Raw genomic sequence first — 14,597 nt, 5'->3', positions numbered from 1 at the left:
TTGCCTGCCACCTGCCGCCGATGCTCTCCCGCCTGCGCCACCCCTACCTGCTGCTCGTGCTGACCACCCTGTTCTGGTCCGGCAACATGGTCCTCGGGCGCGCCATACGCGACCAGGTACCCCCGCTCTCTCTGGCTTTCTGGCGCTGGGCGATCGCTCTGGCACTGGTATTGCCGCTCGCGCTGCCGCACCTGCGCGCGCAGTGGCCGCTGCTGCGCGCGGGCTGGCAGGCGGTGGTCGTTCTGGGCCTGCTCGGCGTCGGCGGTTACAACACGCTGGCGTACGTTGGCCTGCAATACACCCCGGCAACCAACGCCGTACTTCTCAATTCGTTCATCCCGATCGCCACCATCACCCTGTCGTGGCTCTTCCTGAGCAAACATCTGCGCGCGCTCGAATGGCTCGGCGTGTTGCTCTCGTTCGCCGGGGTCACGGCCATTGTCTGCCGCGGCGACATCGCCACACTGGCGATGCTGAGCCCGAATATCGGCGACCTGTGGATGCTGGCAGCGGTATTCACCTGGGCCCTGTACACCATCGGCTTGCAGTGGCGACCCGTTGGACTCAACCCGATGCTGCTGCTCGCCGCCTTCACGCTGGTCGGCCTTGCCGCACTCGCCCCGGCGTACGCCTGGGAGATCGCGCAGGGCAAGCGCATCGTCGTTTCGGCCGGATCGCTCGCCGGCATTGCCTACACCGGAATCTTTCCGGGGTTTCTCGGCTATGTCTTTTATAACCGCGCGGTTGCTGAAGTCGGCGCCAGCAAGGCCAGTTTGTTCATCCACCTGATGCCGGTCTTCGGAACCATTCTGTCGGCCCTGTTCCTCGACGAGATCCCGCAGATGTACCACTACGTCGGGATGACCCTGATCTTCGCCGGCATCTACCTGACCACCGCGGCGCGGCCGCAGGCAAAAGCACCATGATCGGCAAGCTGCTCGGCTGGTTGCGGCATCGGCAGGAGCCGGCGCACGTGCCCGATGCGCTATGGCAGACCGTGGTTTCGGCGCTGCCCTTCCTGGTTTCGCTCAGTGCCGAAGAACAGCTCCGCCTGCGCCGGCTGGCCGATGATTTCCTCGCCAGCAAGGAGTTCACCGCCGCGGGCGGACTCGCACTCAGCGATGCGATCTGTGTTTCGATTGCCGCACAGGGTTGCCTGCCGATCCTCAATCTTGGCCTGGATTACTACCGTGGCTGGGTCGGGGTGATCGTGTACGCCGACGAATTCATCATCCCGCGCAGCGTCGAGGACGAGTTCGGAGTAGTCCACGAGTATCAGGAACTGGCGTCAGGCGAAGCCTGGGATGGCGGACCATTGCTGATCTCCTGGCGCGACGCCCAGATGGCCGGCAGCGGCTACAACGTCGTCATCCACGAGTTCGCGCACAAGCTGGACATGCTCAATGGCGAGGCAAACGGCATTCCACCGCTACCGCCGGAGATCGCGCGCAACGACTGGCAGCAGGTTCTGCTGGCCAGTTACGACGATTTCTGCAGCCTGGTCGACGAGGCGGATGCTGCCGGCCGGGACACCGTGTTCGACCCCTACGCATCGGAGAACCCGGGCGAGTTCTTTGCGGTGATGAGCGAGGCCTTTTTCGAGACACCGGCCCTGCTGCGCGACGAGTATCCTGCGTTCTACGCGCAACTCACCGTCTTCTACCGCCAGGACCCGGCTTCCCGACCATGCCCGCAACGACGCTGAACCAGCCCGATAAACCAGCCCCTGACGCCACCGTTATGCAGGCGTGCCGCACGCAGGGGATTGGCACCGGGCTCAGGCGCGGCGTCCAACGGCCAGCCGCGCGATAAACCGCACCATGGCCGCGATGACGGCCTGCGGTTGATCGACGTGTGGCGCATGCCGGCAATCCGCCAGCCTGAGCAATTCGACGTCGGAGGCCGCTTCGGCGATGCACTCGATCTGTCGCATCGTCGCGTATTCATCGTCTTCACCCTGCATCGCCAACAGCGGACAACGGATCGCGGGCAGGCAGTCGGTAATCTGCCAGCCAGCGAATTCGGGAGCCAGCCAGGTGTCGTGCCAGGCTCGAAAAACGACATCCGGGTCCCGGTGGTAACGTGCGAGCTTCACTCGCCAATCGCTGCGCGCATAGGCTTCGCCTGCGCGGCGGATGCCATCGAGAGCCTTCTCCTCGACAAACTCGTGCGGGGCCATGACGATCACGCCGGCGACCCGATCCGGCCAGGCCGCGGCGTGGATCAAGGCGATCGAACCTCCGTCGCTGTGGCCGATCAGCACCGGTCGTTCGATCGCCAGCGCGGCGAGCAAGGCTGGCAAGCGCTGCAGCGCCTCGTCGTGCAGGTATGCCGCCGTCCGCGGCGCCGGCAGCGGAGCCGAGTGGCCGTGCCCGAGGCGCGACCAGATCAGCGTACGACAGCCCGTCGCCTGCGCAACCCGCATCGGGAAATCACGCCACAGGGCGACACTGCCGAGGCCCTCATGGAGAAATACCAGGGTCGGCCGATTCTCGCACTGGGCCGCAATCAGACAGTACTCGAGCGACTGCCCCCCAACGTCAACGAAAGCCATCGTCAAACGACGAGCAGAAAGTCGCGCACGATGCCGATCTGCTGCAGGTCGAGGAACATCGGAGCATGCCCGACACCGGCAATTTCAGCGGTTTGCGGGCGCGGCCCGCGCATGGCCATGGCCTGCATCGTTTCGCGCGTCAGCAGGTCCGACTCTGCGCCGCGCACCACCAGCGTCGGGCAGCGGATACGGTCGTAGATCGGCCACAGATCGATGTCTCCAGCACTCAGTGCCTGCCGAAAGGCTTCGCCGATCGCGGGATCGTAACGCATCGCCAGCCGCCCATCCGGAAGACGCTGCAGGCTGAACTCGGTCAGGTGGCGCCACTGTGCGTCGCTCAGGGGCCCAAAGGGTTGACTGACCAGACGCACATACTTTTCCGCGTCTTCGTAGGTATCGAACTTTGGCGCTTGCCCAACGTACTCGCCGATGCGCAGCAAGGACGCCACACTGATCAACGGACCGACGTCATTGAGCACGAGACGCGTAATCGGCGAGTCTTCCTGGCTGGCGATCCACATCCCGATCAAACCGCCCATCGAAGTACCCAGCCAATGCACCGAGGCGACATTCAGGCGGGCCAGCAACACCATCATATCGGAAGCATACTGCGGGAAGGTGTAGCCAGACGGATCGCGCAGCCAGTCACTGCGGCCCCGTCCCACGACATCCGGACAGATGACGCGATAATCCACGGCCAGCGTTCGCGCCAGTTCGTCGAAATCTCGCCCATTGCGTGTCAAACCATGTACGCAAACCAGGACGTTGGGATTCTCCGGCTCGCCCCACTCCGTATACGCCACGCGATGCAGACCCGAAGGCGAAGCGCAGCGTACACGGCGCTCGGCGAAAGCAACCGGCCCGCCGGCCAGCCAGCGCGACAGGTCAGAAACGATGCTCATCCTGGATATCCCGGTTCATGTGGTGCTTTGCGGTGCAAGGTTCGCGGCTGCACGCATGATCTGAACGAAGGGCGTTCATCCGAGCATGCCGGCCCACCGAGATGCCATCTTTGTCGGTCCCCTACGCCTGAAGCCCCTGGCAAGCACCGAGCAGCCCAGTCACCCGCTTTGACGATCAACGTGCGACTGTAGCACAAGCACAGCTCCGAAGTGGTGTGCCAGCCCTTGCCAAACAAGGCGATCGCACCAACATGCAGTGGTGATTGTCGTCGGGCACCGTGAGTGGCCAATGGCGTCAGGGAGGTGGCCACGGTTCGCGCCGTACCTTTGTGGCAGCCCGCCGGTCCGAACGAAGCACGCCCCCGCTCAGTCCAAACCCGACCAGGCACGCGCCAAGATCGCCCAGAGCATGCAACTAAAGGGTCCATGGCGGTCAGCGCAGCAAGACGCCCCTGCGTTGCTCTGGGGACAAGCTGGTAGAGTGATGTACGGTGCCGCCCGACCCGCGAGCGCGTGGGTTTTGTATCGATCCGGGAAAGACAGAATGAAACGTATTGAATCAAAGATGCTGGCACTATGCCTGATTCTGGCCTGTCCATGGGCGGCTGCCGCTCCTGCCTCAACGCCTGGCGCCATCATCCTGGCGCTGAACTGTCCGGACGGCAACAGCGACCCCCAGTGCCCAAATAATCTGGCTGCGGGTGGAAAGCGTGCTTCGCCCTCCGCCAGGGAACAGGAGCAGCAACTGGAACAACAACGCGCCAAACAGCAGGCCCAGCAGCAGGAGCAGCAGCGCGCACAACAGCAGGCACAGCAACAGGAACAACAACGTGCCAGACAACAGGCCCAGCAGCAGGAGCAGCAACACGCGCAGCAGCAGGCACAGCAACAGGAACAACAACGTGCCAGACAACAGGCCCAGCAGCAGGAGCAGCAACGCGCGCAGCAGCAGGCACAGCAACAGGAACAACTGCGTGCCAAACAACAGGCCCAGCAGCAGGAGCAGCAACGCGCGCAACAGCAGGCACAGCAACAGGAACAACAACGTACCAGACAACAGGCCCAGCAGCAGGAGCAGCAACGCGCGCAGCAGCAGGCACAGCAACAGGAACAACTGCGTGCCAACCAACAGGCCCAGCAGCAGGAGCAGCAACGCGCGCAACAGCAGGATCAGCAACAGGAACAACTGCGTGCCAAACAACAGGCCCAGCAGCAGGAGCAGCAACGCGCGCAACAGCAGGCACAGCAACAGGAACAACTGCGTGCCAAACAACAGGCCCAGCAGCAGGAGCAGCAACGCGCGCAACAGCAGGCCCAGCAACAGGAACAACTGCGTGCCAGACAACAGGCCCAGCAGCAGGAGCAGCAACGCGCGCAACAGCAGGCACAGCAACAGGAACAACAACGTGCCAGACAACAGGCCCAGCAGCAGGAACAGCAACGTTCCGTCCAAGCTGCCGCGCAAGCTCAGGCGGGAGGGTCACCTGGTGGCGCTCGCCAGCCTGGCCGGCCAGATCAATCGCCCGCAAGCGCCCAAGTACAGCCGCCGCCTGACAGTCGCCGGCCAGCCCAGCCCAGCCCAGTGGGCCAGGCACCGATTCAACCACAGACCCCCGCCGTAACCCGGCCAGCGAGTCCGCCGACACCACCGCCCACAACGGCACAGGTTCAACCCCCTCCCGATGGCCGCCGGCCACACCAGCCCGGCCCGGTGGGTCAGGCAGCAGCGATCGCGCCGACCCAAGCGCAGACACCTGCAGTAGCCCGGCCAGCCGGCCCGCCGGCGCTGTCTCCCACAACGGCACAGGTTCAACCCCCACCCGATGGCCGCCGGCCAGCCCAGCCTGGCCCGGTCGGTCAGGCACCAGCGATCGCGCCGACCCAAGCGCAGACACCCGCAGTAGCCCGGCCAGCCGGCCCGCCGGCGCCGTCTCCCGCAACGGCACAGGTTCAACCCCCTCCCGATGGCCGCCGGCCACCCCAACCCGGCCCGGTGGGCCAGGCAGCAGCGATTGCGCCGACCCAAGCACAGACACCCGCAGTAGCCCGGCCAGCCGGCCCGCCGGTGCCCTCTCCCGCAACGGCACAGGTACAACCCCCTCCCGATGGCCGCCGGCCACCCCAGCCCGGCCCGGTGGGTCAGGCAGCAGCGATTGCGCCGACCCAAGCACAGACACCCGCAGTAGCCCGGCCAGCCGGCCCGCCGGTGCCCTCTCCCGCAACGGCACAGGTACAACCCCCTCCCGATGGCCGCCGGCCACCCCAACCCGGCCCGGTGGGTCAGGCACCAGCGATTGCGCCGACCCAAGCACAGACACCCGCAGTAGCCCGGCCAGCCGGCCCGCCGGCGCTGTCTCCCACAACGGCACAGGTTCAACCCCCTCCCGATGGCCGCCGGCCAGCCCAGCCCGGCCCGGTGGGTCAGGCGCCAGCGATTGCGCCGACCCAAGCACAGACACCCGCCGTAGCCCGGCCAGCGGGTCAGACGACACCGCCGCCCGCAACAGTGCAAATCCAACCCGACGGTCGCCGATCTGTTCCCGCCGCAGGCCAGGGGATTGCCACTGCGCCGCCGGTCCAGCCACAGACCCCGGCGGCCGGAGGCGAACCGGCACCCGTCTCCGGCCCGGCGCAGACTCGACAGGCTGCCGACGGGCGCCGACCGAGCCCGGATAGGCACCGGTCGACACCGGCGCAAGCAGTCGCAGTCGATGCGACCACCAGCGTGGTGCCACGTGGGAATCGGAACAGTTTCGACATTCGCCGCCAGAACCCGGACGGTTCCCAGATCGTTCTATCGCAGACGACGCTGGCCGACGGGACAAAGAAGGTCACCGGTTTCAAGCAGACCGTGGATGCGCGCGACGGGACAACGACACGAGTTTATGCGGATGGCCGCCGCGTCACCGAGGGGCGCGACTTTGAACATCGCTCCGTCGGCAGCGGACTGAATTTTGTCAGCCGCCACAATGGCCTCCGCGAGGCGGTACTGGCCGATGGCCGGCCGGTTTTTCAGGACCGCTTCACCGATGGGGGTGGGCGCCAGGTGATCGAGAGAACGCGCTACGCGCGCTGGTCGCACGGCCGACCGGAATACGAACCACAGCCGGTAATCCGTCGCTACGATGTGGTGCACATCCACGGTGCGCCGGTGGCCCAGTACCGCCCCTCTCGTTTTGCTCCGGATGACTACCGCGGCTATTACACGCGCTTCGCGGTGCCGCTGGTGGTTGGAGCAGCCGCCTGGGTCGCCTTTGCTGCACCGGCGACGACCTACAGCGATCCGGTGGCCCTGATGGGGGATATGCAGATCTCGTCCGGCTTTGAAGAGGGTTACGCCTATTCAGGCCCCTACGATGCCTCGCCGGTGGATGCATCGCCCGAAGCGGAGGGGCTTCGCAGGCAGATGGCAACGGTGCAGCAACAGGTCAAAGCCAGTGTCCAGAGCAACCCGGCACTCAAGAATCAATTGGCGACTGTTGATGTTCAAGCCGCTTCGTCGCAGGTGCAGCAAGCGGTGGACCGTGCCGTACCGGTACAGATTTCCGAGGATATTCGACAGCAGGTGCGCAAACAGGTCCGCCTCAGTGTGGCCATGCAGCAGAACGGTCATCCCCTGGTGCTGACCGATGTGCTGGCTTCCGGCTATGCGAAAATCTATCTGTTCCAGACTGCGCAACCCCTCAATGTTGCCGAAGTGTCTACAGGCGCCGAGTGCTTCCTCAACACCGGCGACCTCATCGGTTTCTCGACGCTGCCGCGTGGGGACAGCGCTTTCGCCGAGATGAAGGTCGTCGCCAGCGGCTCGAACAGTTGTCCGGCGGGTAGCGTGGTACAGGTGCGCCTGACCGAGTTGCAGGAGATGCTCAACGGCTTCAGCGAGCGAGTGGCGGAGAATCTGAAGCGGGTCAACGCCTGTGCTGCCTCGGGTGGCTGCTAGGGGCAGTTGACGAATCCCGACGAAGCATTCTGGACACGAGGAAAATCAAGATGTTTTGCACGAATTGCGGTAAGGCCATCGAAGCCGAAGTGAAATTCTGTCCGCACTGCGGCGCCGCTCAGGTTCCTCCAGCGCAGCCATCGGCACCCACACCGTTTCCGTCGGCACCTCCGGCAGCGACGATGAGCAGGCCCGCCGCGATGTCGTCGGGCGCGCTGCCGGCGCGCAGGCCGGTGCTGTGGGTCGGTACCGTGGCGCTGCTGGTCGCGCTGGCCAGCGCCGCAGGTTATTGGGGCTGGAGCAACAAGGGCAGCGATGACGTGGTGGTACGCAGACTCGCAGATGAAGAGCAGCGACGGGTTGCGGCCGAGAAAGCCGCCGAGACGGCGGAGATCACCGCCGCACAGGCCCTGCTGGACAAGCACATCGCCGTTGAAGAAGCGCAGGCGCAAGCGCAAGCCCTGGCTGCCGGGCAGACCAAAGGCGCGACACGCAGTCGCTGAGACGAGTGCTGCAGTGTCACCAACGGATATTCAGTGAGGATCAACAAAGGCACACACCTTCTGCGCCGTTTCCAGATCCCGCGGTCCCATAGCCCTGCAGGAGGTCGGCAGCAGCAGCCGGTCGGCGGCGCTGACCATGATCGAGAGTGACCCGTGCGGCGCCTTCTCCGGCTGCCAGCGGAAGCGCTCGCTGGCGGAAAGCCGCCGGTTGACAACCGGGATTGACGCCGCTTCTCGGGAGTTCATATACTCTCGTTATTGCCGTTGGTATTCGTCTCCTTTCCAGGGGCAACACACGTCATGCGTCTGAACTTCAAGCGGCGGAATAAAGATTGCGACTCCCTTGAACAAGGCATCAACGCGCCGCCGTTCCGGGCTGGCGCGAACCCTTTGTCTGTGCGTCGGACCGCTGCTGGCGCTCGCTTGCGCGGTGACGGCATTTGCCGAGACGAGCGATGCGCAGCCAGCCTCCGGATCTCGGCCACCCGTTGATCAGTCCATAGATCTATTGCGCTGGACGGTGTCGCTTGAAGCGGTTGCATTTTCGCGGTCCAACAGCGTAAGCCAGGTCCTGGTCAGCCGCTTGCCCGGCGCGACGACAACCTTTGGTCAGACCCAGGCCATGGCAGGCAGCGAGGCGTTCAACAGCAACCAGTTCGACCAGGGCCATTCGATCGCTCCAAGGTTAACCCTGCGTTATCAAGCGGACGCGAACCATCGATTCGAACTGTCTTATCTCGCAGTGCTGAATCTCAACGCCACGCGAACGACTGGCCCGGACAATCCGGTCGACTGGTACGTAATGCGTGCGCCGGGGTTTTGGCAGACCCAGGATTTTTACTACCAGGGAATGACCTGGGCTTCGAAGACCGATTTCCAAAGCGTTGAAGTCAACGCCAGGTCGAAGGTCTCCAATGATTTCGAGTTGCTGGCAGGTTTCCGGTGGCTGCGACTGAAGGACAGCCTGGCGGGTTCGCTGAAACCGACCGATACCAACCAGCCCTCATGGAAAGTCGGAAGCTGCGCCACCGATTCTTCGCCTGCGGCAATTCTTGCCAGTGTCGACGGCATGACCCTGCCACGAACGGCGCAGGCCTGCGCTGCGAGCGGAGCCGTCGACGGCTACCCTCCGTTCTGGACCACAAGCACCACCAATGATCTTTTCGGTCTACAGGCGGGGGCTGAAGGCACGTTCCTCACCATCGGACGCCTTTCCATCGGCGGTGTCGCCAAGCTCGGCGCCTACGACAATCGGGCGAGGCAAGACACTGCGGTGAGCATGAAAAAGCAGATGTACCACGCCAGCGCACAGCTTAACCGGTTGGCCTTTGCGGGCCAGGGCGAAATCCGGGCCAGGTACATCTTCAACAGGAACATGTCAGTCAAAGTTGGCTACGAGATGCTCTGGCTCGACCGGATCGCGCTGGCACCTGGCCAGATTGACCTGACCACTTCCGTGTCGAGCCCGGGGAGCGTAACTGCAACGGGTGTTAACAACGGGTCGAGCGTCCTCTTGCAGGGATTCACCATCGGACTCGAGTACGCGTTCTGATACGTTCAGACTGGCGCAATACTCGACGCAGTCCACTCTGGCGAGCGGGTGTTACGCCCTCGCGTGGATTCGTGCAAGAGCCGCAGGGTCTGTCCCGCCCCGCTACACGTCGGCTTTCCAGGCCCGTCAGAGCCCGCATCACTTGCGGAGGTGGCGTTGGATCTCCTATCCTCCTCCCTATCCTTGCTATCCTTTCGCCAGTCTGGCGCAAACTACTTCGCAGGAGAGACCAGGCATGGGCTCCATGAGCGAACTGATGGACCGAGCACGACACCGCATCAGTGTCGACGAATATCACAAGATGGCCGACGCGGGTGTACTCAGCCACGAAGAGAGGGTGGAACTTATCGAGGGAGAGATCGTCGACATGGCCCCCATCGGTAGCCAACACGCCTACGTCGTCAACCAATTGGCACGCCTGTTCACGCTCGCCGCCGGCGAAGACGGTCTGGTCAGCACGCAAAACCCGATCCGCCTCAACAATCGCTGCGAACCGCAGCCCGATCTTGCCCTGCTCAAGCCCGGAGACTATATGACGCGCCTCCCCGGCCCAGCGGATGTCCTGTTGATCGTCGAGGTTGCCAGTTCATCTGTCGACTACGATCGCGGCGTGAAACTTGATCTGTACGCGCGCCACGGCATCCCGGAAGTCTGGCTACTCGATCTGACGGGCAATGAATTGCTTGTTTGCCGCAATCCGGAGGGTGGAAAGTATCTATCGATCGCCGGACCGCTGGCGGGAGAGTGTGTCAGTCCGGTGCTGTTGCCCAGGATCGAATGGAGGCTGGCAGAGAGGAAAACGTGGTCTGTACCCTTTTAATCCTCGTCCAACATCTGCTTCATCTGGTAAGAACATCAACGTGACAAAAAACAATATTCAATAGCCATACGCGTTTCATTTTCTGCTCACCTTATCTGTGCAAGTCGATCTTGCGCCGCTACGTGGCCTTGAGCTGCCGCGTATTCGAGCAACTGAACAGCACGGCGTTTGTCTTGCTGTACTCCACGCCAACCATGCCAGTAAACAACAGCCATAACGTAATGCGCTTCAGCAATCCCCATATTAGATACTTCAATAATAAATTCTATAACTTTCTTGAAATCCAGTGGATTGCGTTCATTATCAACATACCCACACTCGAAACGACCATCTATGAAACCTGCACTCAGTTCTTCAGAGTTTCGAAGATCGTTTGCAATCATCAGCCCGAACCAAGCGACGGCTTTTTCTACGTTGGCACTCTGACCGTAGCATCCGGACGCAAAAATATATCCGAGGCAATATGGTTGTGAGACTCCTTCAGTGTTGGCAGATAACAGTTCAATTACCTCTCCCGTTCGCTTTGGCAACCCTTTACCTTTTGCATAGATGAAGCCAAGACCGCAAATCGCTTCAATAATTTCACAGCGTCCATGCGCATCTAGCTCGCTGGCAGGGTGACTCGCAGCTTTGAAATACCACTCGATCGCTTCACTATAGTCTTGATTACAATATGAGGTTCCGGTAGAAAAACAGCGACCTAACGCCACTTCAGCACTTAAGAAATGCTGATGGGCAGATTTTTTAAGCCATTCAAATCCAGCGGCTTCATCGTTAAGAACCTCTTCTCCATTCATGCATCGAATGCCATAATTATACTGGTCTCGGGGACTGCCAAGCTCTGCAACTGCATTAATGGCTGATACCATAGACTTATTCATACCCGTTTCCAGACTGATAGGTTCATATTTAGAGTCGCCAAATAGCCAAGAAAATATTCCCATAGTTCCACTCCGTGTCAAGAACGATTCCTAACTTCCGCATGCCGATAGCGAACGCTCCGTTTCAGTAGAGGGGTAACTTTCATGTAACCCATCCATCAAGACTGTTGCCTATAAACTCGTCCGAAGATACATCTTCTGCGAGCGAAGTAAGCACGGCATGCGATTTCAACGATTGATGCACCACGGTCGCGAAGCCATACCGACGGCCCAGGTACGTCAAGCACTCTAGATAATATAAAAGGCTGCACAGGACAAGATAGATGCTGAAGTTACCGGTTTCTCGCTCAAGCTTAGCCAAAAGACCATCACAGCCTTGAATCGAGCCAACCATGAAAAGATTTAGTATGTCTTCAGCATCACAATGAGATTGCGAGCACATGGCCATATACACTGTGCGATAATCAATGGCTTTCTTTAAGCCGGCGCACACACCGAAAAAATTCGGCCAGGAATTTTGGCATGGATATGTTGCGCCTATCTCTGAAGCGAACTGCTCGACAAAATCTTCGTAACCATTCAGCGATGTTGCCTTGTCTCTAATTCTTGCCTCATGTTTTGCTTTCCATGATTCTGGAACGGTTCTCAGTTCATTCTGCCACTTTCGATTCTGTTCTCGCTCTTCACGAATGTAAGATGTAAAATATTGAACAAGCCGTTCCCCTGAATTTTCTTTACTGATGTACAATAGCGATAAGGCACTCTCCATTATGGGACGTGAGAGGATTTCGGCTTGTTGAAGCTTGTGAAGCGAAAGCAGTGAGAGAGCTCCTGTTGCAACGTCGTGCATTCTTTTTGTCAATGTAATCAGGAGTCCGTCAATTGGGTTGGGTGAGGCCGACAGACCAGATGGATCTAGACATTCGACGAACAAATAGTACGGCGCTACGACATCTGCGATTACATGCTTAATGCGGTCTGGAATAGACGCGCTAATCAGGTTATTATCCCGACAAAATATCTCGACAATTTGCGAGCGGGCTTGTGGGTCCATGCACATAGGAATTTAATGATCCTAAGCCGGCGAAGCCGGAACCAAACAGGTTGAGATTTCTGTCATAGCCCAAACGGAAAAGCGGAGGCGACCATGACACAGATGCTGACCGATCGCTATCACGAGCGGCTTGCCGGAACACTCTCCTGCTACGACCGGATCGTGATTACGGGCACGTTGCCGGGCGCGTGCTACGCGGCGGGGATGACGAGTTTTCTCAATGCCCGGCACATTCGCATTTTTGACTACCCGCGCTTTGCCGAACCGCTGCGTGATCGCATTCGTGAAGCCGCACAGGCTCTGGCGACCGCGCAGGGAGCGCGAATCGAGCACGTGGCCAAGGCGCACATCCGCAAGGAAGACCTCGTTGCCGCGGTGCTCAAGGACCGTGGGGATCATCCAGGATTGGTGCATGTGCTCTCCGCCATGGAAGCCTGTGACGCCTACGAACCCTGGCACGACAAGCAAAGTCACCAAACCTTTCTGCGCCATACCTCGGGCAAGTGCCTGCACTACTACTTCTACTGGATGGACGAAACCCTCGGACTGATCTACCTGCGCGTGCCGACGTGGAGTCCATTCCGGCTGCAGTTCTACTGCAATGGCCACAGTCGGTTGGCACACTCGCTGACAACGGCAGGTATCGACTACGCGATGGCGGACAATGCGTTCATCCGTATCACCGATTGGGAACGGGCGCAGCAACTCGCGGACGCCTTCTCGCCAGACACCCTGCATGCGCTTCTGGACCACTACGCCGAGCAGTGCTGCCCAATTCTGGATGTCTTCGGACAGTCTTATCACTGGAGCCTGATGCAGGTCGAATACTCTACCGATCTGGTGTTCCGCTCCGACGCCATCCTGAAGTCGCTCTACGAGGAACTCTCCCGGCAGGCCATCTTCTCGGTCAAGGCCGAGCAGGTCGCCAGTTTCCTGGGCAAGAAGATCACGCCGCAACTGGCACAGGAACTCGGCAGCCGCTTCACGACGCGTATCGAGGGCACCTGCATCAAGCACCATTTTGGCAAGGTATCGGTCAAGATGTACGACAAGTTCAACCGTGTGCTGCGCCTGGAAACCACGACCAACAACGTTTCCTTCTTCAAGCACCACCGCAAGGTGGAACATCGGGATGGTCACGAGTCGCGCGAGATCGCCCCCTCCGAAAGACCATCTACAGCCTGATCGACTTGCGCGAGATCCTGCTCGGCTGTAACCGCCGCTACCTCGAATACCTCTCCGCACTCGACGACTTTTCCGCCGGCGATCGTAACCTGCATCGGCTGGTCAACCCCAAGACGGTCAACGGCCATACCCTCAAGGGCTTCAATTTCTTCGATGCCACTCAGCAGGCCCTGCTGCGGGCGCTTCAGCGTCCCGAGTTCAACATCCGTGGCATCCGCCGTGCCGACCTCGTCCCCTTCTTGCGCCAGATCTCGCCGGCCAGCATCACGCGCCAGCTTTGGCGCCTGCGCCAGTTCGGTCTCATCAAGAAAGTCGTTCATGGCTATCGCTACTACCTGACCCGTCTGGGCCGCTCGACCATCGCCGCCGCTTGTCGAATCACTGAACAAACCATCGTCCCGGCTCTCGCCCACGCTACCCCGTAACTGAATCTGCTCAGGAAATGTAAAGATCTGAGTCATAAGTGACTAAGATATCTGTGTTATTGGTGTGGGCAGTCTTGCGCTGTAAGCGCCTAGCAAAAAGTCATTCGATAATCAGAGCAGAAACCGTCCAGAATTCTGTCGACGTCAGACTCAAGCCCCGCAGAGTTCCGGGCTTTGAACGCCATCCACTAGTACTCCATTTTGTGCCAGAGCTTCTCGATGCGGTTAGTAATAGGGGACAGGCCACGGTTATCCTGTTTTTTCTGCTCTAAAAACTAGGAAACCGTGGTCTGCCCGCTATTTCTCCAGACGATGACTATAAGCCGGACTGATTAGAGACGCAGTGGAACCTGTCATGATTCGCGAGACCATGTGCCGCTTACTGCCTCTACGTTGCCGAAGGAAGCCGCCAGGCGACAACTCCATGTGGAGAACAACTGAAGCAGCATCTTGGGTGCTGGCGTTTCTGTTGATTCAGCATGCCGCCACGCTTATGCCGGAAGCGATCTGCGCAATGCGCCGCAGGCCCGGGCCCGACCCATCCCGAAGCCTCTCGTTGACTTCGCGCTGCAGGGCGACGATCGGAACTTCTTCATCGCTGCGCCCTGCGCCTGCAGCGGGTATACGCTGAAGGAAATCGGCGATTACTTCTGTCTGCACAACTCCCGTGTGAGCAAGATAGTGCACCTCGGCAAAGATGCGAGGCGAGAGGAAATAAGCAGGAACTGGCCCCGTTGTACTGACCTGTAGAGTAGATGGCAGGCAATAGCCCGCCATCTAC

The 14,597-nt window shown here is 60.5% G+C and carries 14 protein-coding genes and 1 pseudogene; 9 read left to right on the top strand and 6 right to left on the bottom strand.

Going from position 1 to position 14,597, the window contains the following annotated elements; translation table 11 throughout:
• Positions 1-20: 20 nt before the first annotated feature.
• Both AC15MQ_RS18180 and AC15MQ_RS18175 read left to right on the top strand, forming a co-directional pair.
• Positions 21-926 carry a DMT family transporter gene (locus AC15MQ_RS18180; protein WP_483080897.1) on the top strand — a complete coding sequence of 302 codons (906 nt, stop codon included), beginning with the start codon at positions 21-23 and terminating at the stop codon, positions 924-926.
• Positions 923-1,705, top strand: a complete 783-nt coding sequence (locus tag AC15MQ_RS18175; protein WP_332335622.1) for a M90 family metallopeptidase — start codon at positions 923-925, stop codon at positions 1,703-1,705. The genes AC15MQ_RS18180 and AC15MQ_RS18175 overlap by 4 nt, the downstream gene beginning before the upstream one ends.
• 72 nt (positions 1,706-1,777) lie before the next feature.
• Here the strand turns inward: AC15MQ_RS18175 and AC15MQ_RS18170 are convergent, their stop codons facing one another.
• The 3 genes from AC15MQ_RS18170 to AC15MQ_RS18160 all read right to left on the bottom strand — a co-directional run bounded on the left by AC15MQ_RS18170 (position 1,778) and on the right by AC15MQ_RS18160 (position 4,897).
• A complete protein-coding gene (locus AC15MQ_RS18170) occupies positions 1,778-2,554 on the bottom strand; it encodes an alpha/beta fold hydrolase (protein WP_483080896.1) in 777 nt (258 codons plus the stop codon).
• Between the two features lie 2 nt (positions 2,555-2,556).
• Positions 2,557-3,456 carry an alpha/beta fold hydrolase gene (locus AC15MQ_RS18165; protein WP_287654814.1) on the bottom strand — a complete coding sequence of 300 codons (900 nt, stop codon included), beginning with the start codon at positions 3,454-3,456 and terminating at the stop codon, positions 2,557-2,559.
• 619 nt (positions 3,457-4,075) lie between these two features.
• Positions 4,076-4,897 carry a hypothetical protein gene (locus AC15MQ_RS18160; RefSeq protein ID WP_483080895.1) on the bottom strand — a complete coding sequence of 274 codons (822 nt, stop codon included), beginning with the start codon at positions 4,895-4,897 and terminating at the stop codon, positions 4,076-4,078.
• Between the two features lie 1,284 nt (positions 4,898-6,181).
• On the opposite strand from AC15MQ_RS18160, the gene AC15MQ_RS18155 reads away from it, so the two are divergent.
• The 3 genes and pseudogenes from AC15MQ_RS18155 (at position 6,182) to AC15MQ_RS18145 (ending at position 7,899) form a co-directional block, all read left to right on the top strand.
• Positions 6,182-7,396: a hypothetical protein gene (locus AC15MQ_RS18155; RefSeq protein ID WP_483080894.1), complete on the top strand. Its 1,215-nt coding sequence runs from the start codon at positions 6,182-6,184 to the stop codon at positions 7,394-7,396.
• A gap of 50 nt (positions 7,397-7,446) precedes the next feature.
• Positions 7,447-7,509 (top strand): annotated as a pseudogene (locus tag AC15MQ_RS18150) (zinc-ribbon domain-containing protein); the annotation flags it as partial.
• A 69-nt stretch (positions 7,510-7,578) separates the two neighbouring features.
• A complete protein-coding gene (locus tag AC15MQ_RS18145; RefSeq protein ID WP_483080933.1) occupies positions 7,579-7,899 on the top strand; it encodes a hypothetical protein in 321 nt (106 codons plus the stop codon).
• A 30-nt stretch (positions 7,900-7,929) separates the two neighbouring features.
• Here AC15MQ_RS18145 and AC15MQ_RS18140 read toward each other — a convergent pair whose 3' ends face one another.
• Positions 7,930-8,145: a hypothetical protein gene (locus tag AC15MQ_RS18140; RefSeq protein ID WP_483080893.1), complete on the bottom strand. Its 216-nt coding sequence runs from the start codon at positions 8,143-8,145 to the stop codon at positions 7,930-7,932.
• A gap of 184 nt (positions 8,146-8,329) precedes the next feature.
• On the opposite strand from AC15MQ_RS18140, the gene AC15MQ_RS18135 reads away from it, so the two are divergent.
• Positions 8,330-9,451, top strand: a complete 1,122-nt coding sequence (locus AC15MQ_RS18135; RefSeq protein ID WP_483080892.1) for a hypothetical protein — start codon at positions 8,330-8,332, stop codon at positions 9,449-9,451.
• Positions 9,452-9,686: 235 nt separating this feature from the next.
• Positions 9,687-10,271, top strand: coding sequence for a Uma2 family endonuclease (locus AC15MQ_RS18130; RefSeq protein WP_483080891.1), 585 nt, complete (start codon positions 9,687-9,689; stop codon positions 10,269-10,271).
• An 86-nt stretch (positions 10,272-10,357) separates the two neighbouring features.
• Here the strand turns inward: AC15MQ_RS18130 and AC15MQ_RS18125 are convergent, their stop codons facing one another.
• Together AC15MQ_RS18125 and AC15MQ_RS18120 are read right to left on the bottom strand one after the other, a co-directional pair.
• A complete protein-coding gene (locus AC15MQ_RS18125; RefSeq protein WP_483080890.1) occupies positions 10,358-11,215 on the bottom strand; it encodes a tetratricopeptide repeat protein in 858 nt (285 codons plus the stop codon).
• Positions 11,216-11,294: 79 nt separating this feature from the next.
• Positions 11,295-12,206: a DUF5677 domain-containing protein gene (locus AC15MQ_RS18120; protein ID WP_483080889.1), complete on the bottom strand. Its 912-nt coding sequence runs from the start codon at positions 12,204-12,206 to the stop codon at positions 11,295-11,297.
• Positions 12,207-12,299: 93 nt separating this feature from the next.
• Here AC15MQ_RS18120 and AC15MQ_RS18115 point away from each other — a divergent pair, with 93 nt between their 5' ends.
• Positions 12,300-13,391: a hypothetical protein gene (locus AC15MQ_RS18115; RefSeq protein WP_483080888.1), complete on the top strand. Its 1,092-nt coding sequence runs from the start codon at positions 12,300-12,302 to the stop codon at positions 13,389-13,391.
• Between the two features lie 5 nt (positions 13,392-13,396).
• Entirely contained in the window at positions 13,397-13,816 is a 420-nt protein-coding gene (locus tag AC15MQ_RS18110; protein ID WP_483080887.1) for a hypothetical protein, read from the top strand.
• Positions 13,817-14,597: the final 781 nt, after the last annotated feature.

The organism is Candidatus Accumulibacter propinquus (assembly GCF_056856495.1).
This window is presented reverse-complemented; position numbering and strand designations above follow the sequence as displayed.